Source organism: Psychroserpens burtonensis DSM 12212, from assembly GCF_000425305.1.
Taxonomy (GTDB): domain Bacteria; phylum Bacteroidota; class Bacteroidia; order Flavobacteriales; family Flavobacteriaceae; genus Psychroserpens; species Psychroserpens burtonensis.
Window position 1 is genome coordinate 64,806 of the sequence record NZ_AUDE01000006.1, and the last position, 18,985, is coordinate 83,790.

Sequence of the window (18,985 nt, forward strand, 5' to 3'; positions counted from 1 at the left end):
AACTAAAATTTTGAGTTAACAAAGCTACAAATTTGAGTTAATTTTACCAAATGCAAAAGAACATTTTACATCTCGATCTAGACACCTTCTTTGTCTCTTGTGAACGACTCATTGACAGTCGGTTACAAAACAGACCGCTATTAGTTGGTGGCACAGGAGATAGAGGAGTTGTTGCAGCTTGTAGTTACGAAACGCGTTTATATGGCGTTCATTCTGGCATGTCCATGACCGTTGCAAGACGTTTATGTCCGCAAGCAGTGGTCATCAAAGGCAACTCTGGAATTTATACTAAATATTCCCATTTGGTCACCGAAATCATTAAAGAGCACGTTCCTGTATTTGAAAAAGCAAGTGTTGATGAATTTTATGCAGATTTAACAGGTATGGATAAATTTCATGGCACTTATAAATATGCGTCAGAGTTAAGACAAAAAATCATTAAAGATTCTGGGCTTCCTATTTCTTTCGGGTTGTCTTGTAATAAAATTGTTTCTAAAGTCGCGACAGGAGAAGCCAAACCCAATAACCAATTAAAGATAGATTCTGGTTTTGAGAAATCATTTTTAGCACCTTTATCTATTCGTAAAATCCCTTCCGTAGGAGAGAAAACATATCAAATTCTTAGAAATTTAGGGGTTGATACAGTGAGTGTCGTTCAACAAATGCCAGTAGAACTAATGGTAAGTGCTTTGGGTGCTAATGGGATGACAATCTGGAAACGCGCTCAAGGTATTGACAATGCACCATTAATCCCATTTCATGAACGGAAATCTATTTCTACAGAGCGTACTTTTAATAAAGATACTATCGATACAACACGATTGAGAACGACTGTTTTTGCCATGGCAGAAAATCTAGCATTTCAATTACGAAGAGCAAATAAATTAGCAGGAACACTCAGTATAAAAATAAGATATTCAGATTTCAATACCTATAGCAAACAGATTAAGATTACGTATTCTAGTGCAGACCACACCATTATTCCAAAAGCTTTAGAATTATTTGAAAAACTATATAACAGACGATTATTGGTGCGATTGGTTGGTGTGAAATTTACAGATATCGTCAGTGGCAACTACCAAATCAACCTATTTGATGATACTGAACAACTCTTAAACCTATATAGCGCAATGGATCATGTGAGAGAAAAATATGGTGATTTAAGTATCATGAGAGCTTCTTCAATGGGAGCAAAAACGATAGGGCGTTTTCAAAATCCTTTTAACGGTGAACCACCAGTTTTATTAGCACATAGAAAACAATAATGTATCTCAATTGTCACACCTATTATTCATTGCGTTATGGGACATTTTCAGAATTAGACCTCTTGGAACTTGCTAAAGATAATGGTATGTCTTGTTTGGTCTTGACAGATATAAATAACACCTCTGCCTGCTTAAATTTTATTAGACAGTCCAAAAAACACGATATCAAACCTGTAATTGGGATCGACTTTAGAAATGGTGCAAAACAACAGTTTGTTGGTATCGCTAAGAACAATGATGGTTTTACAGAGTTGAATGGATTTTTATCATATCATTTAGAACATAAGATTACGATTCCAGACAAGGCGCCAAAACTATTAAATTCCTTTATTATTTATCCGTTTGAACAAGTTTTAGAACTCGAAATAGACGCTTTTGAGGATTACGAATTTATAGGTATTTCTACTGCTGAAATTAGAAAACTCCGCTTTTCAAAATTAAAAGAACTCAAGAATAAACTCGTCATCCTTCAAACCGTTACCATTAGAAATAAGCGTGATTTTAATGCACATCGATTATTGAGAGCTATCGATAACAACTGTTTGTTGAGCAAGCTCCCAAAATCTGAAGAGTGCAAACAAGACGAGAAGATGCTGCCTAAAGCGGACTTGGAACTTGCGTTCGCTGATTTCCCTCATATCATAGACAACACGGTTAATGTGATGTCACAATGCGAGATTCATTTTAACTTCGGAAATGAGCGACAATCACAAAACTTGAAGTTGTACACCAATTCTGCCGAAAACGATTTAAAACTCCTGAAACAACTCTGTGAGGAAGGCTTGCCTAAGCGTTATAAAAATCCGACTGCGAAAGTTCACGAGCGTTTACAACGAGAATTGGATACTATAGAGGATTTGAATTTTGTGAGTTTCTTTCTCATCAATCACGATATTGTATCCTATGCCAAAAGTCAAGGCTATTTTCATGTTGGTCGTGGGAGTGGAGCTAATAGTATTGTCGCCTATATTATTGGAATTACAGATGTTGACCCTATTGAGTTAGACCTTTACTTTGAGAGATTTATAAATCCGTTTAGAGCCTCACCACCAGATTTTGATATCGATTTCTCATGGAAAGACCGAGAGGATATGACCAATTATATTTTCCGAAGATTTAAAAATACAGCACTTCTGGCAACATATAATACTTTCAAATATCGCGCAGTTGTTCGAGAATTAGGCAAAGTATTTGGCTTACCAAAAGAGGAGATTGATAAATTGAGTAAACGAAATGTGCCACAAAATCAACTGGATGATGTGGCGCAATTGGTCTTAAAATATGGACAATTAATTGACGGGTTCCCGAATTATGTGAGCGTGCATTCCGCAGGAATACTCATTCTCGATGCAGCTGTTCATGAGTATTCGGCAACATTTATGCCACCAAAGGGATTTCCAACAGTGCAGTTTGATATGATTATTGCTGATGATGTAGGCGTATTTAAATTCGACATTCTAGGACAGCGAGGTCTAGCTAAAATCAAAGATGCTTTAGATATTATCGCAGAAAACAGACCAGAATTACCTCCAATTGATATCCATGACTTAGAAACATTTAAAACCGATAAAAAAATAAATAACCTCCTTAAAAGTGGTGGTGCCATTGGTGCTTATTATGTAGAGTCTCCTGCCATGCGAGGCTTAATGACCAAACTACAAACTCAAGATTATTTAGGCTTGGTCGCTGCAAGTTCTATTATACGACCAGGTGTTTCTGGCTCAGGTATGAAAGAAGAATTCATAAAACGACACCGTTTTCCAGAGCGTAGAAAAGACGCACATCCTATTCTTTTAGAAATTATGCCAGATACGTATGGTGTGATGGTGTATCAAGAAGATGTTATGAAAGTCGCTAGTCAATTTGCAGATTTAACCTTGGGAGAAGCTGATGTATTGCGACGTGGTATGAGTGGTAAATTTAGATCTCGCAAAGAGTTTGAGGCAGTTGAGCAAAAATTCATTTCTAATTGCAAGAAGAAAGGCTATACAGAGGATTTGATATTTGAAGTTTGGAACCAGATTAAAAGTTTTGCGGGTTATGCGTTTGCTAAAGGACACTCGGCCTCTTATGCTGTAGAAAGTTATCAAAGTCTGTTTTTAAAATGCTATTTCCCTATAGAATTCATGGTCGCAGTATTGAATAATGGCGGTGGTTTTTACAGCGCAGAGCATTATATTCATGAAGCTAAAATGCAAGGTGCTACTATTGAGTTGCCCTGTATTAATACCAGTGATCATCCCAACAGAGTGGAAGGAACAGCTATTTACTTAGGGTTTGGCTATCTACGGAATTTAGAAAAATTAGTGACTCAGCGGTTTCTAAGTGAACGTCAGTTAAATGGTCCTTATGCATCGCTAGAAGATTTTATAGATCGCGTGACGATTAGCATTGAGCAGCTCACCATTTTGGTTAGAATAGGCTGTTTCCGTTTTACGAAAAAATCAAAAACGCAATTGTTATGGCACGCTATTTTTAAACTCAATGCGACTAAAGACAACAATAAGCAACCTAAATTGTTTAAACCCAAACATAAACATTTTGAATTACCAGAATTAGCGACCAATGCCGTTGAAAATGCTTTTGATGAACTCGAGTTGCTAGGGTTTCCTATATGTGGTTATTTTGAGTTAATCGATGAGCAGATATCACATGATATCACCGCTAAGCAAATGTGTGAACATGTTAAAAAAGAAGTGATTATGTTCGGTAATTTGGTGAATACTAGACATAATAAAACCTCTCAAGGTAAATTAATGCGACTCAGCACCTTTGTGGATAAGCAGGGGCATTACTTTGATGCGGTTCATTTTACAGATACGGTTCACCAATATCCAATCCATGGTTTAGGCGTTTATAAGTGCTTAGGTTTTATTACTGAAAAGTTTGGGTTTTGTAGTATGATTATTTCTAAAAGTAGAAAGGTTAAGGTTTTAGAGAATCCGAGGGTGGCTTAATTTATGATTTAATTAACTAATTATTAAGCTTTTAAGTCAATAACCTCAATTACTAAAACACTTCGATAACGTAGGTGTTTAGCCTATTTTTGAAGTAAAAATAAAAACAATAAAAAATCCAACTGCTTAAAAAATCACATTTAAAATCAACTAAAAGGTCCTACAATTTTCACAAACTCTTTTATTTGTTATTTTTGCACTATTAATGAGCTGTAGTAATACATTAAGCTAATAAGTTACTACAGTAGATAGTACAAACACAAAACAGAAGTAATGATTAAATGGATAAAAAGCTTATTTGGATCTAGCGAAGGTTCTAGTTCAAGCAAAGGAGCGAGTTCAAAAGGAACACAAGAAGGTACCGTGAAATTTTTTAATGTTAGAAAAGGATTTGGATTTATAACGCTTAAAGATTCTGAAGAAGAGATCTTTGTTCATAAAACAAACCTCAAAAGCAAGATTAAGGATAAAAACAAAGTCACTTTCAATATCGAACAAAGTGATAAAGGACCCATTGCTACAAACGTTCGTGTAGTCAAAAAGTAGCACATCACAATAGCATAAAAAGCCTTCTTAATTGAAATGCCCCCAAAAAGTTAGACACTATTTGGGGGCTTTTTTTATGGAAAAAATTCATTATCTTTAAGTAAAAAAGAAACAACGATAAAGGCTATCAAGTTACTTGTAATAGTAACAATTTGGACTACATTATTGTTGTGAAATCAAAAGGAATAAAAAGCGCTATACATTATGAAATACTTATTATTAATACTACTATTTTTTAAAATTAATCTTTTGTTCTCACAAGAGATGATTTCGACTGAATTTCCAAACTTGGAATTAACTTATGAAAACGAAGTTAGGAATAGTGAGACTTACATCTGGGAAAATGTGACTTTCACAAATGCAAATCCTGAAATGAGTTACGAATTTAAACACCATGACCGAACAATGTTGGTGGCGTTTTTTTTCGGAGAACCAAATGGAGCTGCTAATCTTATTGTTACTTATTTAAATTTTGCAGACACCTGGCAACCTGTTAATCAAAAGAAGTTTGAGTATGGACAAGTTTATAAAGAATTAAAATTCCTGAATACTGAAAAAACTAAATACGTTCACTTTGAGTATATGGCTGCTGATGATTCAACCGATAAAGCAAGTCACACATTCGCTCTTTTTGATATTATCAATAATGAGCTTTATGAATTGACTTATAAGGGACAAAATGATTACGAGAAAGATTATACACGAGTTAGAAATGGAACGTTTGAACTAAATAATTTATTGAAACACCCAAAGATATTACGTGTTTTAGAAAATCAAGCAAAAGAATCAAAATACATCGTACGGAATTAAAAAACTTGCAGCGACAACCTCTATAAGGTAAAGGATAAGCCCGCACTAATAAAAAGGTTTGGTCATTTTCAGAAAGGCGCTAAATTTTTATCCCGATCATTAGAAAAACGAATTTAAAAAAAAAATAATGAGTAAAATTTAATACCAATGCTTCGATATTGCTTGTGTTTAATCCAGAAAAAACACTGCTTTTTATTGATTTATAAATAGAAATCGACCTCTTCTAAAATCAGTTTCTTGTCTGAATAGTAATGGCAACGATTTATCGGGTTCCCAAGCGCAGTATTCTTACCTTTGCCAAAATTATTTTTTATGTCAAAACGTTTTCTAGAATTAGGAATTAACGAACAGTTACAACAGGCCTTAGCAGACTTACAAATCTCTTTGCCTACAGATATTCAAGAAAAGGCTATACCTGTAGTTCTTAATCAAACTGAAGACCTTGTTGTTTTAGCTAAAACCGGTACAGGAAAAACTGCAGCTTTTGGCTTGCCTTTATTGCAGTTGGTTGATTTAGAAGACAGCACTATACAAACACTTATATTGGCACCAACAAGAGAATTAGGACAGCAGATCTATACTAATTTAGTAGAATTTTCTGGATATAGTCCTAATATCTCTATCGCATCTGTATGTGGAGGTATTCCTATAAAACCTCAAATAGAACGTCTAAAAGCGACGACCCATATTGTGGTTGCTACGCCTGGACGTTTGGTCGATTTAGTGAAACGTGGCGCTGTTGATATTAAAAACTTAAAGTACTTAGTATTGGATGAAGCTGATGAAATGGTCACTGCTTTAAAAGACGAAGTCGATTCTATTATAAAAGGCATTCCAAAAACGCGACGTACATTATTATTTACAGCAACGATGTCTGGAACCATCAAACAAGTGGTTCAAAATTACATGTCAAAACAGGTGATACATCTAGAAGCCGATATGAAAACGATTGGTAATCAAGGCATCGATCATCAATACGTAGTTGTAGAGCCTATTGAGAAACTAGAGGTGTTACTTCATTTTCTAAATTCTAAAGAAGGAGAACGCGGAATTATATTTTGTAAAACTAAAGCTGCGGTTAATAAATTAGCCAAAAAACTAGCTATCAATAAATTCTCTTCTGGTGCGATACATGGTAGTTTAACACAAGGGATTCGTGATCGTATCATGGGACAATTTAGAGAGGGTTATATCGATATCTTGGTCGCTACAGATTTGGCAGCTCGTGGTATTGATGTCAAAGACGTGTCGTACGTCGTTAATTATCACTTACCGGACACCTATAACACCTATGTGCATCGAAGTGGGCGAACAGCTAGAGCAGGAGCAAAGGGCCTATCGTTAAGTGTCATCCAGAAAGAAGAAGTAGAAGAAATTCCTGAATTTGAAGCTGAATTAGGTCTCGTTTTTACTGAATTCAAAAAAGCAGATGCTCAAAGTATTGAAGAAAATAATGGTCTCATATGGGCCAAAAAGATATTTAAAGCGAAACCAAATCGTGATATTTCTGAAGATTTTAAATCTCAAATCAAAACAATCTTTCATCATCTAACAAAAGAAGAACTCGTTGATAAGATACTCGCTGATTATCTAGCTCAAAACAGTACAGATAAAGCAAAATCTGAAGATTCAAAAAAGGCTAAAAAGAAATAACATGGCAAATGATATAAAAAATCAGCAGGATATTCTGGCTAAATTAAATATTGAAGCTTTAAATCCTATGCAAGAGGAAGCTGTTTCGATTATAGAAGTAACCGAAAATATTGTTGTTTTATCTCCAACAGGGACAGGAAAAACATTAGCATTTTCATTACCGCTTTTGGATCTTTTAGATCCTGAATCAACTAATATTCAAGCATTAATCATAGTGCCCTCAAGAGAATTAGCCATTCAAATTGAACAAGTGATTCGTTCTATGGGTTCTGGTTATAAAGTGAACGCTGTTTATGGAGGTCGTCCAATGTCTAAAGATAAAATTGAACTTAAGCACAATCCAGCTATTTTAGTTGGAACTCCAGGGCGACTACTAGACCATTTTGACAATGATCGTTTTTCTAAATCAGCTATTAAAACACTTATATTAGATGAGTTTGATAAGTCTTTAGAGAATGGTTTTGAGGAAGAAATGAAAGCTATCTTACATTATTTACCTAATTTAAATAAACGCATTCTAACCTCTGCCACTCAAGCAGTTGATGTTCCTAACTTTGTAGGCTTAGACAATCCCTGCGTCATTGATTATTTAAAAGAAAAAGACGCATCGAGACTAGCACTCAAACTAGTGATCTCTCCAGATAAAAACAAACTATCAACGCTGTTGGAATTAGTGAAGTATATTGGTAATGAACCCGGTATTATTTTCTGTAATTTTAGAGAGAGCATTGATCAAGTGAGTGCATTTTTAAACAAACAGAATATTGGTCATGCCTGCTTTTCTGGAGGAATGGAACAAAAAGATAGAGAACGTGCACTCATAAAGTTTAGAAACGGAACATGTCAGTTATTAGTCGCTACAGATTTAGCAGCCAGAGGTATTGATATTCCTGAAATGAAATTTATTATTCATTATGAATTGCCAGTTCATGAAGAAGAATTTATTCATAGAAATGGTAGGACTGCTCGCGTGAATGCATCAGGTACGTCTTATGTTCTAAAATGGAAAGATCAATTACTACCAGACTTTATTAAAGCTTCAGCACCAATTGACATATCTAAAAAAGCTCCACATAAAAAGCAATATTGGGAAACCTTATTCATTTCCGGAGGACGAAAAGATAAAATTTCCAAAGGTGATATCGCAGGTTTGTTTTTTAAAATAGGAGGTCTAAAAAAAGACCAATTAGGCGCCATTGAGCTCAAACCAGATTGTGCGTTTGTAGCGGTTCCTTTTGCACTTGCAAATCAGTTAGTGGGTACATTGAATAATAGTCGTTTGAAAAAGAAAAAGGTGCGTATATCTGTTCTGTAATTGATAATGAGTGAGTTACATAAAATTAATGTAAATTACACCCAAAATCAATCATATGCCACTATTTTTAGATTTGCATGATCTTCCCGAAGGTATTACAGCGCAACATGTCGCAGAAATGCACCAAGCCGATTTAGATATTGAGCACAAATACAATTGTCGTGGACTGACCTACTGGTGTGACGAAAAAAGAAAAACAGCATTTTGTTTAATAGAAGCGCCAAATAAACAAGCGCTTATAGATTTGCATCAAAATGCTCATGGCGCTATTCCCACAAGTATTATTGAGGTTAATGATACAATTGTGGAATCTTTTTTAGGACGTATTGAAGATCCTGAAAAATCAAAGAACATCAGCCTCAACATAATCAACAACCAAGCTTTTAGAGCCCTAATGGTTGTTAAGCTAAAGCATAAAACGCTTAGAGCAAAAGATATAAACACAGTAAAAGCGGCTATTAGAGGCTATTCCGTATCTATTAGTAATTTGGCCTCTCAATACAATGGACGTATCGTTGAGCAGACCGTTTCTAGATTTTTAATATCATTTGTATCGGTTACAGATGCCATTCAATGTGGTATAAAAATTCAAGAATCATATCATTCTGTTATTATCCCAGATTTAGAATGTAAGATAGGAATAAGTGCCGGGATTCCTGTTTCTGAAAAAGATAGTATTTTTGAGGACACTATAAAAACTTCTGATTATCTAAGTGATATCGCTAAAGGTGATTTTTCTATTACTGCAAAAGTCAATGATCTCTTCGAAGGGGAAAACCAAAATAAACCAATACATGAAAAGAATGGAATTACTGTTTTAAATAGTCAAAATGAAGGGTTTTTGATGCAATTAATGGAATATACTGAAACGATATGGTCACATACGTCTTTAACTGTTAATGATTTTCAAAAAAATCTAGGTTATAGTAAATCTAAATTGTACCGCACTATGATGAATCTTATTGGTAAATCCCCCAATACATTCTTAAAAGAGTATCGTTTAAATGAAGCCTTAAAATTACTAGAAGAACAAAACTGTAATATTTCTGAAGTGGCGTATCAAACAGGTTTTAGTAGTCCGGCTTATTTTTCAAAATGTTTCCATAAAAAATATGGTATTCTACCTTCAACTTTTGTTTACCACAATTAAAATACTGTTTTAAAGCTAGTTATAAGTAAATTTCCTCTTGGTCTAAAAGTCCTTTTATTTGGTCTAAATGTAGAATAATAGAAAAAGATTCTATTCTACATTTGATAAAAACCAAATACATATAAAATTATGAAGACAAATTTAACGGTCGTATTGATTATGATTTTTACAATCGTAGTCCCTGGGTGTGACAAACAAGCTCAAGAAACAAATGACATTCAAATCGATTTAATAAACAATGAGTTTCCTGAAGCAAAACAAGAGGTGATGGAAACATTCGGTGCTATTGCACAAAGTATTATGGACGGCGATATGGATCAACTCATTTCGTTCCACGCTTATAGTCCGAAGTTTACTGAATTTAAAAATGGAGAACCAAGAAATGGTAGTGAAGCAAACGAACTTCACGAACGAAGTGTTTTTGGTTCTGTAACCGAAGTCGTTAAGTTTGATGCAAACGATTTAAAAATTGCGGTGTATGGTGATGTTGCTAATTTGACCTTTCACTCTGATTTTCAATTAAGATTTGGAGAGGATTTAGTGGTTGTAAATGACCAAATAACACTATTATTTGTGAAGACAGGTGAGGGTTGGAAAATGGTTCACGAACACCATTCACCTTTGAATTAAGAAGCAACTTGTAAGACTCACTATGAATGTAATGCAGAATACAATATCAGTAATTCACTAAATAATTGTTTTGCTTTCTGCATTTATAATTTGTCATATTCAATTATTTATTGAAAAACTAAAAAATTTAAAACATGAAAAATTTAATAAAAGATATTGCTCCAGACATTATTAACACTTTCAAATCACAATTAAGAGGTAGGCTTATTTTACAATCAGATGCGGACTACAACGAAACACGAAAGGTGTATAACGCGATGATTGATAAAAAACCAGGATTATTTGTCATATGTGTCGATGTTGCCGATGTTATAGCATCTGTAAATTTTGGACGAGAAAATAATTTACTAATTGCTATAAGAGGTGGAGGTCATAACGGAGGCGGCTTAGGACTTTGTAATGATGGCTTAGTTATAGACTTATCCGGAATTAAATTTATAAGAGTAGATACCTCAAATAATACTGTAAGAGTAGGTGGAGGAAACCTTTGGGGAGAAGTAGATCATGCCACTTATCCTTTTGGATTAGCTGTTCCAGCTGGAATAATTTCTACAACAGGCGTTGGAGGACTAACACTCGGCGGAGGTGTTGGACATTTATCAAGGAAATACGGATTAACCATAGATAATTTATTAGAAGCAGATATGGTATTAGCAGATGGTTCGTTTCTAACGGTAAATGCACAACAAAACACCGATTTATTTTGGGCTATTCGAGGTGGTGGTGGAAACTACGGCATCGTAACTTCATTTAAATTCCAAGCACATTCTGTTAAAAATGTTATTGGAGGACCAACCTTATGGCCTGTTGAAAAAACAGAAGAAATTATGGAATGGTATCATGAATTCCTTCTTAATGCTCCAGACGAATTAAACGGGTTTATAGCCACTATGATTATACCGGGACCTCCATTTCCAGAACAGTTGCACAACAAGCAATTTTGTGGAATAGTTTGGTGCTATGTTGGTGATCCTACTAAATTTGATAAACTCTTTAAGCCCGTTAGAGATTTAAATCCTTTATTTGAACATGTTGGTGCAATGCCTTATCCATCCATTCAAACATTATTTGATGGCTTAATGCCGCATGGTTTACAGTGGTATTGGAGAGCTGATTTCTTTAAAGAGTTAGGCCCTGAAGTGAGAGCACAACATTTAAAATTTGGTTCAAAGATTCCAACACCATTATCTCAAATGCACTTATACCCAATTAGTGGTGCAGCAAGTAGAGTTGGACCAAAAGAGACACCATGGGCCTATAGAGATGCCAATTATGCTGGTGTAATAGTTGGTGTTGACCCTGATCCTAAAAATGCTGATAAAATCACTAATTGGTGCAAGGATTATTGGGACGCTTTACACCCGTATTCGGCAGGTGGTGCTTATTCTAATTTTATGATGGAAGAGGGACAAGACCGCATAAAAGCTAGTTATAAACACAATTATGATAGATTAGTTTCAATAAAAGAAATCTACGATCCAGAAAATTTATTCAGGGTTAATCAGAATATTAGACCTAAAAATTAATACGCTTTTCACCGCATTAATATGATATTTGATTGCATTACAGTTTAGGATAGTTATTTTCATGAAATGATAGGGTGGGCAATCTATCTTTATCGCCTAAAAACTAAGGCATAATATCTCTAGATACAATAATTCTAATCTATTGTTTAGTACGGTATGATTACTATTAAGGAATAACTTAAACAAATAAAAACGCATATTCACGCTTTGTTCAGCTGTTTTGGCTAATAGTTTGACCTTTTTTTTCTTCGGAAATAGATAAAATTCAAAGAATAAACTACTCCTTAACCAAAGGCTTCAAAACTTCCCAAACCGTATTGGCTACAATTTGATGCCCTTTTACTGTTGGATGAATGCCATCGCTTTGGTTGAGGGACGCAATGCCTCCAACGTCTTTTAAGATAAATGGAATGAACTCCAACTGATTTTCTTGCGCTAATACTGCATATATCTGTCTAAATTCTTTCGTATATGCTTGTCCCATATTAGGCGGTAATTCCATACCAGCAAGCACAATAGTGGTGTCTTCGCTTTTTTGTTGTACTACATCTATAATGAATTGTAAATTAGAGCGTGTTTCAGATAACGCCACACCGCGTAAGCCGTCATTAGCTCCAAGTTCTAAGACGAAAATAGCAATATCCTGTTTTAAAATCCAATCAATTCTACTTTTTCCACCTGCACTTGTTTCGCCACTTAAACCCGAATTAATCACTGTGTAATTAACTCCTAAAGAATCTATTTTTTGTTGCAGCAAGGCAGGAAAAGCATCATTAGTATCATCCAATCCATAACCCGCAGTTATACTATCTCCAAAACACAAAATGGTCTTGATTTTATTGGTAGCCACTGGTATTTGTTCCGTTTGCGCAGAATCTTCTTTAGCTTGTACATTTTGAGTGGCCGTTTCTGACTTTCCATTGCCACATGCACACATTAAAAAGCTAGGGATAAAATAACAAAACTTTAAGAATTTCTTTATACATGAATTAGGTGGTTTTGAAATCAATTGTTTATTTTGAGCCATAGACATAACGTGTCAACTTTATTAAAATGAATACACCAAAGATATTAAAGATTACTGGGTTAGAAAAGACTTATTCTAGCGGTAACAAACAATTAACGGTTTTGCAAAACATCTCTTTTGATGTAGATCGAGGTCAAACTTTTTCAATCGTTGGGCCATCAGGAAGTGGTAAAACAACCTTACTTGGTTTATGCGCAGGACTAGATGAGCCAAGTGCAGGTCAAATAGAATTATGTGGTCAAGATTTAAGTACTTTAAATGAAGACCAACGTGCTCAATTACGTAATAAAGAGGTTGGTTTTATATTTCAAAATTTTCAGTTATTACCAACGCTCACTGCGTTAGAGAATGTTAGTGTTCCTCTAGAATTACAAGGCGCAAAAGATGCCGAAAAGCGAAGTATGGTTTTATTGGAAAAAGTAGGACTAGCAGACCGCTCTCATCACTATCCGTCACAACTTTCTGGAGGAGAGCAACAACGGGTTGCTTTAGCAAGAGCTTTTGCAAACCAACCGTCTATATTATTTGCAGATGAGCCTACGGGAAATTTAGATGAAGATACTGGTGAAAAAGTTATCAAACTCTTATTTGATCTTAATAAAGAAGCAGGTACTACATTAATAATAATTTCCCACGATTTAGAACTTGCCAATCGAACTCAACAGATTTTAAGATTGAAAGGCGGACAAATTTTAACCAACCAACGTACTTCAGTACTTCAATCATAGCTCCTTTTCTTATGAATCAAAGCACAAAATGGCTTTTTAAAATGGCATGGCGAGACGCCAAGGCGAGTAAAGTCCGTTTGATATTATTTATGAGCTCTATTGTTTTAGGGATCGCTGCAGTCGTTTCCATTCAATTATTCAGTACCAATCTTAAAGATAATATTCAGCGCCAATCTAAAGTATTGATGGGAGCAGATTATGTGATAGATTCGAGACAGGAGCCTACCCAAAGAGCGCAAGCCATTATCGATTCTCTGCAACCTAACGCTTATGAAGTAAATTTTGTCTCCATGATTGCGTTTCCTGAAAATGGAGGTGCTAAATTGGTTAAAGTACGTGGTATGGAAGGTGACTTTCCATTTTATGGTACTATGGATACGCAACCTATATTAGCTGCAACACGCTATCAAGATTTAGGTGGCGCTTTAGTTGATGCGACATTACTACTTCAATTTAACATTAACGTAGGTGATTCTATTAAAGTTGGACAGCTCACATTACCCATTGTTGGTGCCTTAAAATCAATACCTGGAAGTAATGCGATCTCTAGTTCTGTAGCTCCACCCATTGTAATACCATATCGTCTTATTGCAAATACGGAATTACTACAATTTGGAAGTCGAAAAGAATATCAGTTTTTTTATAAGACGACCAATGATTTTGATCTCATTGCTTTTGAAGAAAAGATCGATCCCCTTTTGGATATCGAAAATGCCGATTTAGACACCCATACAAGTACAAGTGAACGTTTGGGTAATCGTTATGATAATGTGGGGAAATTTTTGAACTTAGCTGCCTTTATTGCCTTATTGTTAGGTTGTATTGGAATTGCCAGTTCTGTACACATTTATATCAAAGAAAAATTAAAATCGATTGCTGTTTTAAAATGTATGGGAGCATCGAGATTACAAAGCTTCTTGATTTTTTTAATACAAATAGCAGGAATAGGCGTTATTGGCGGCTTAATTGGCTCTATAATTGGCATTGCTCTACAGGAACTATTTCCGTATATCTTAAAATCATTTTTGCCTTTTACGGTTGAGATTAGTATTTCACTACAACCCATTTTCACTGGCGTTTTTCTTGGATTATTTATGTCCGTATTATTCGCGTTATTACCACTTATAAACACTTGGTATGTGTCGCCATTAGAAGTCTTACGAGTTGGTCAAAGCACTTCTAAAAGTTCAAAAAAAGCACAAGTCTTGGTGTCTATTGCGATTGTAATATTCTTACTTTTATTCTCATATGTTTTATTGGATAATCTCATGTTTGCTATGGGATTCGTTTTTGCAACGCTTCTAACGTTCGCCATTTTAGCAGGAATCGCCTTGTTAAGCATGAAAGGGATTAGAAAATTTTTTCCAAAACGTTTTGGTTTTGCCGCGCGCCAAAGTCTGTTGAATTTATTTAGACCCAACAATCAAACTGTTGTTTTGGTTGTGGCCATTGGTTTAGGAACCTTTTTAATTAGCACCTTATATTTTACTAAAGATATTTTATTATCCAAAACAGAAGTTTCGCAGACTGCAGAATCTGCTAATATCATTATTTTGGATGTGCAAACAAATCAAAGAGATGCTGTTGAGCAGAGCATACAAGATTTAAACTTACCTATTCTTGATAATATTCCTATTGTCACTATGCGTATGCATCGCATCAAAAATAAATTGGTTAACAAATTACGTCAAGACTCTTTACGTCAAGTTCGCGGTTGGATATTAAATCACGAATTTAGGGCCACGTACAGAGATAACTTGACGACTTCCGAAGACATCATAGAAGGTGATTGGACACCTCAAATAGCACCTAATGCGCCTATACTCATTTCCTTATCAGAAAATTTAGCGTCGGATGCTAAAGTTGGTATTGGCGACGAGATCGTTTTTAATGTTCAAGGGGTACTCATGGAAACCACTATTGGTAGTATTAGAAAAGTTGATTGGGCACAATTACAGCCTAATTTTACCGTCCTATTCCCAAAAGGTGTTTTAGAACAAGCACCTCAATTTAATGTGATTACCACAGCAGTACCAGATGAAAAAAGTTCTGCAGATTTACAGCGTGATCTCGTTTCTAAATTTCCTAATGTGTCTATTATAGATTTGAGACAAGTTTATACAGTTGTTGAAGATATCTTGAATAAAGTATCGTGGATTATAAACTTCATGGCCTTTTTTAGCATCCTTACAGGAATCATTGTGCTCATAGGGTCAGTAAGAACGAGCAAATACCAACGTATAAGAGAAAGTGTTTTATTACGAACTCTAGGTGCTCAAAACAAGCAAATTTTAAAAATATCTGCTTTTGAATATGTCTTTTTAGGCGTACTTGGTAGCTTGGTAGGTATTTTATTGGCTTTAATAGGAAGCCTGTGTTTAGCGTTGTTGGTTTTTAATGAGCCTTTCGTACCATCGATAGTTCCTTTTTTGGTGTTTTTACCAGGAATTAGCTTGTTAGTTGTAGCTATAGGATTGAGTAATATACGAACCGTGTTGCGCAGTTCTCCTTTAGAAGTTTTAAGGCGAGAAGGCTAGGAAGGAAGTGATAAGGTGTTTCTTTGAGGTTCTATTTTATTAAGCTGAAAATAGCCAGAATCAAAATCCGTTACAATCAATTGTATGGTCTCAGACTCATAGTGTTGTTTTCCAATTTCCGAAGTTCTAAGAAAAAAAAGAGTGTAAATAGTATTCTTGGCTGTTGAGACCTTTTATCTATTTTCTAATATTATAAATATGTTCAATATTTTTTAAGAAAGCATACAAGTAAAAAACCTTATGTATATCTTGCGAGCGAAAATACAAATGGTCTAGAACAGACATCATAAACTTGCTTTTTTACAATATAAGATGTTTAAAACAAGACTTACAGTGCTTTAATGACATGAGTGACACTAAATCAAACGAAGACATAGAATTCTGTATTACAACATTACAGAAGATGTTAGATGACTCCAATCAACTTTATGAACTCCCAGAAGCTCAAAGAGTGGCTCTTATAACGGTTGCTGGTCAATTATCTCGTCCAAACCGTGACGAACATAAACGTCGTAAAAAAGATGCTAAAAAAGCAATAAAACGCAAGATGATTGCTCGAGATAAGCATGCTAGAAAAGAAACAGGAATTAGATCTGCAAGAGAAGCCAGTATTTTTACTGCGCCTAAATTATTAGCACCAACCGAAGCTCAAAAAGACACATCGGAACTAGAATCACCAAGAAATTGTTACGTCTGTAAAACGGTCTATACCAAATTGCATCATTTCTATGATACGATGTGTACAGATTGTGGTGATTTAAATTACGCCAAACGTTTTCAAACAGCAGATTTAACAGATCAAGTAGCTGTAATTACAGGTTCGCGATTAAAAATCGGCTATCATATCTCCTTGATGTTATTACGATCTGGAGCTACCGTTATCGCTACCACACGTTTTCCTGCAGATTCTGCTATTCGGTTTTCTAAAGAAGAGGATTACAGTATGTGGAGTGATCGTTTACACATTCACGGACTAGATTTACGTCATATACCAAGTGTAGAGATTTTTTGTAATTATATAGAACAACACTATTCGCGATTAGATATTTTAATCAATAATGCAGCGCAAACTGTCAGACGACCTTCCGGGTTTTATTTTCATTTAATGGACAATGAAAAGAAGCCAATAACAGAATTACCAGAACGCGCGCAAGAGTTATTAAAAAGCCATTTAAGTTGCTTACAAGAATTATCAGATTTGAGTATTCCAACGTCTAAATCAGCTAAAAATGATATGTTACCGGTTACATGGCATGGTCCAGAACCTGGTATAGGTTTACGGTCTTCTGCCGAGTTATCTCAAATACCGTATAGTTTTGATAATGCATTGCAAGCTAAAGAAGTCTTTCCTGAAGGTGAATTAGATGCTGATTTACAACAAGTCGATTTACGAAAAACGAACAGTTGGCGTTTAACACTAGGACAAATTGAAACGACCGAAATGGTAGAAGTTCAATTGGTAAATGCAGTCGCTCCTTTTGTGTTATGTAATCGTTTGTCGCATCTAATGATGAAAGAACATACAGGCAAAAAACATATTATTAATGTATCTGCGATGGAAGGGAAGTTCCATAGATTCAAAAAAGAGGATCGTCATCCACATACTAATATGGCGAAAGCTGCTTTGAATATGTTAACACACACCTCGTCTGCAACCTTTGCGAAATCTGGAATTTATATGAATGCTGTGGATACAGGTTGGGTGACCGATGAAGATCCAGCAGCATTATCTAAAAAGAAAATAGAAGTTCACGATTTTCAACCGCCTTTAGATATTGTAGATGGTGCAGCTCGTGTTATGGATCCTTTGATTGATGGTATTACTACTGGAAAACACTGGTGTGGAAAATTCTTAAAAGATTACTTTCCTATTGATTGGTAGTTTTTTATTTTCAATATATTTATAATGAGAAAATTTAATCTAACTCACTCCAGATAATGCCAAAATTAAGTTCGAAAGCCTCAATAATTATAGCGTTTTTTGCCATATACGTTATTTGGGGTTCTACGTACTTGCTAAATAAAATTTCAGTCACTGAATTGCCTCCATTTTTCCTAGCGGGAATTCGGTTTTTAAGCGCAAGTATCTTAATTTTTGGGATTGCAAAAGCATCCAACTTTAGTCTTAAAATCTCTAAAAAACAGCTTATAAATTCCTGCTTTGTGGGCTTTTTATTTTTAGTCTATGGCAACGGTGTTTTCGTTTGGGCTTTAAAGTATATAGATAGTGGGTTTGGAGCCTTATTAGCATCTACACAACCGCTATTTGTTTTATTATTAATGCGTTTAATTGATAATAAAAAAATGAAACCAAAATCTCTCATAGGTGTTGGACTTGGTATTGTTGGTATGTATCTCTTAGTTAGTCAGCAGGAACTGGTAACAAACGAAGAGACCTTATTAGGCGTTTTTATGATTTTTACTTGTGTCTTTGGCTGGAGCTATGGTAGTGTGTTTGTTGCTAAAGCGGATTTGCCGAAAAATTATTTTGTAAGTACAGGATATCAAATGCTAATTGCCGGTAGTATTCTTTTATGTACAAGTATCTCGTTTGGAGAAGTGTGGATATCGCCATTGCATTGGAGTACGAATGTTCAATTATCCATGTTAGCTCTTACAACATTTGGAAGTATTGGTGCTTTTACGGCCTTCAATTATCTTTTAAAACAAGTATCTACAGAAAAAGTAGCGACTTCGGCTTACATAAATCCAATTATTGCCATGCTTTTGGGATGGTATGTGCTAGATGAAACACTAAGTGCACAATCTATAATTGCAGCATCAGTGCTGCTTACAGGCGTTTATTTTATTACATCGAAAAAAAAGTGATTCTTAGAGGAG

The 18,985-nt window shown here is 35.0% G+C and carries 14 protein-coding genes; 13 read left to right on the forward strand and 1 reads right to left on the reverse strand.

Features of this window, described 5'->3' with window-relative positions; all coding sequences use genetic code 11:
* The first annotated feature begins 50 nt into the window (after positions 1-50).
* The 9 genes from dinB to H593_RS0101885 all read left to right on the forward strand — a co-directional run bounded on the left by dinB (position 51) and on the right by H593_RS0101885 (position 11,852).
* Positions 51-1,265: a DNA polymerase IV gene (dinB, locus tag H593_RS0101845; protein WP_028870850.1), complete on the forward strand. Its 1,215-nt coding sequence runs from the start codon at positions 51-53 to the stop codon at positions 1,263-1,265.
* Entirely contained in the window at positions 1,265-4,222 is a 2,958-nt protein-coding gene (locus tag H593_RS0101850; RefSeq protein WP_028870851.1) for a DNA polymerase III subunit alpha, read from the forward strand. Before dinB ends, H593_RS0101850 begins: the two co-directional genes overlap by 1 nt.
* Before the next feature lie 273 nt (positions 4,223-4,495).
* Complete coding sequence (locus H593_RS0101855; RefSeq protein ID WP_084142243.1) at positions 4,496-4,768, forward strand: cold shock domain-containing protein; 273 nt, start codon at positions 4,496-4,498, stop codon at positions 4,766-4,768.
* A 204-nt stretch (positions 4,769-4,972) separates the two neighbouring features.
* On the forward strand, positions 4,973-5,578 hold the full coding sequence (locus H593_RS0101860; protein WP_157588748.1) for a hypothetical protein: 606 nt from the start codon (positions 4,973-4,975) through the stop codon (positions 5,576-5,578).
* A 312-nt stretch (positions 5,579-5,890) separates the two neighbouring features.
* The gene (locus H593_RS0101865) at positions 5,891-7,231 is read left to right on the forward strand and encodes a DEAD/DEAH box helicase (RefSeq protein WP_028870854.1); all 1,341 of its coding nucleotides are present in this window, start codon (positions 5,891-5,893) and stop codon (positions 7,229-7,231) included.
* 1 nt (position 7,232) lies between these two features.
* Entirely contained in the window at positions 7,233-8,546 is a 1,314-nt protein-coding gene (locus H593_RS0101870) for a DEAD/DEAH box helicase (protein ID WP_028870855.1), read from the forward strand.
* Positions 8,547-8,601: 55 nt separating this feature from the next.
* A complete protein-coding gene (locus H593_RS0101875) occupies positions 8,602-9,696 on the forward strand; it encodes a nickel-binding protein (RefSeq protein ID WP_028870856.1) in 1,095 nt (364 codons plus the stop codon).
* A 129-nt stretch (positions 9,697-9,825) separates the two neighbouring features.
* Positions 9,826-10,326 carry a YybH family protein gene (locus H593_RS0101880; protein ID WP_028870857.1) on the forward strand — a complete coding sequence of 167 codons (501 nt, stop codon included), beginning with the start codon at positions 9,826-9,828 and terminating at the stop codon, positions 10,324-10,326.
* Between the two features lie 134 nt (positions 10,327-10,460).
* Complete coding sequence (locus tag H593_RS0101885) at positions 10,461-11,852, forward strand: FAD-binding oxidoreductase (protein WP_028870858.1); 1,392 nt, start codon at positions 10,461-10,463, stop codon at positions 11,850-11,852.
* A 277-nt stretch (positions 11,853-12,129) separates the two neighbouring features.
* Here H593_RS0101885 and H593_RS0101890 read toward each other — a convergent pair whose 3' ends face one another.
* Positions 12,130-12,885 (reverse strand): arylesterase, encoded by a 756-nt coding sequence (locus H593_RS0101890; RefSeq protein WP_028870859.1) that lies wholly within the window; start codon positions 12,883-12,885, stop codon positions 12,130-12,132.
* Positions 12,886-12,905: 20 nt separating this feature from the next.
* On the opposite strand from H593_RS0101890, the gene H593_RS0101895 reads away from it, so the two are divergent.
* From H593_RS0101895 to H593_RS0101910, 4 genes are all read left to right on the forward strand, one after another.
* On the forward strand, positions 12,906-13,607 hold the full coding sequence (locus H593_RS0101895; protein WP_028870860.1) for an ABC transporter ATP-binding protein: 702 nt from the start codon (positions 12,906-12,908) through the stop codon (positions 13,605-13,607).
* Between the two features lie 41 nt (positions 13,608-13,648).
* Positions 13,649-16,144, forward strand: coding sequence for an ABC transporter permease (locus tag H593_RS0101900; protein WP_028870861.1), 2,496 nt, complete (start codon positions 13,649-13,651; stop codon positions 16,142-16,144).
* Positions 16,145-16,490: 346 nt separating this feature from the next.
* Positions 16,491-18,026 carry an SDR family NAD(P)-dependent oxidoreductase gene (locus H593_RS0101905; RefSeq protein ID WP_028870862.1) on the forward strand — a complete coding sequence of 512 codons (1,536 nt, stop codon included), beginning with the start codon at positions 16,491-16,493 and terminating at the stop codon, positions 18,024-18,026.
* 56 nt (positions 18,027-18,082) lie between these two features.
* Positions 18,083-18,973, forward strand: coding sequence for an EamA family transporter (locus tag H593_RS0101910; protein ID WP_028870863.1), 891 nt, complete (start codon positions 18,083-18,085; stop codon positions 18,971-18,973).
* Positions 18,974-18,985 lie beyond the last annotated feature (12 nt).

Excerpts from the sequence above, each read along its gene's own strand:
- H593_RS0101860 (WP_157588748.1), top strand. The coding sequence starts at position 4,973 with ATGAAATACTTATTATTAATACTACTATTTTTTAAAATTAATCTTTTG.
- H593_RS0101880 (WP_028870857.1), top strand. The coding sequence starts at position 9,826 with ATGAAGACAAATTTAACGGTCGTATTGATTATGATTTTTACAATCGTA.
- H593_RS0101895 (WP_028870860.1), top strand. The coding sequence starts at position 12,906 with ATGAATACACCAAAGATATTAAAGATTACTGGGTTAGAAAAGACTTAT.
- H593_RS0101905 (WP_028870862.1), top strand. The coding sequence starts at position 16,491 with ATGAGTGACACTAAATCAAACGAAGACATAGAATTCTGTATTACAACA.
- H593_RS0101900 (WP_028870861.1), top strand. The coding sequence starts at position 13,649 with ATGGCATGGCGAGACGCCAAGGCGAGTAAAGTCCGTTTGATATTATTT.
- H593_RS0101885 (WP_028870858.1), top strand. The coding sequence starts at position 10,461 with ATGAAAAATTTAATAAAAGATATTGCTCCAGACATTATTAACACTTTC.
- H593_RS0101855 (WP_084142243.1), top strand. The coding sequence starts at position 4,496 with ATGATTAAATGGATAAAAAGCTTATTTGGATCTAGCGAAGGTTCTAGT.
- H593_RS0101870 (WP_028870855.1), top strand. The coding sequence starts at position 7,233 with ATGGCAAATGATATAAAAAATCAGCAGGATATTCTGGCTAAATTAAAT.
- H593_RS0101910 (WP_028870863.1), top strand. The coding sequence starts at position 18,083 with ATGCCAAAATTAAGTTCGAAAGCCTCAATAATTATAGCGTTTTTTGCC.
- H593_RS0101875 (WP_028870856.1), top strand. The coding sequence starts at position 8,602 with ATGCCACTATTTTTAGATTTGCATGATCTTCCCGAAGGTATTACAGCG.
- dinB (WP_028870850.1), top strand. The coding sequence starts at position 51 with ATGCAAAAGAACATTTTACATCTCGATCTAGACACCTTCTTTGTCTCT.
- H593_RS0101850 (WP_028870851.1), top strand. The coding sequence starts at position 1,265 with ATGTATCTCAATTGTCACACCTATTATTCATTGCGTTATGGGACATTT.
- H593_RS0101865 (WP_028870854.1), top strand. The coding sequence starts at position 5,891 with ATGTCAAAACGTTTTCTAGAATTAGGAATTAACGAACAGTTACAACAG.
- H593_RS0101890 (WP_028870859.1), bottom strand. The coding sequence starts at position 12,885 with ATGTCTATGGCTCAAAATAAACAATTGATTTCAAAACCACCTAATTCA.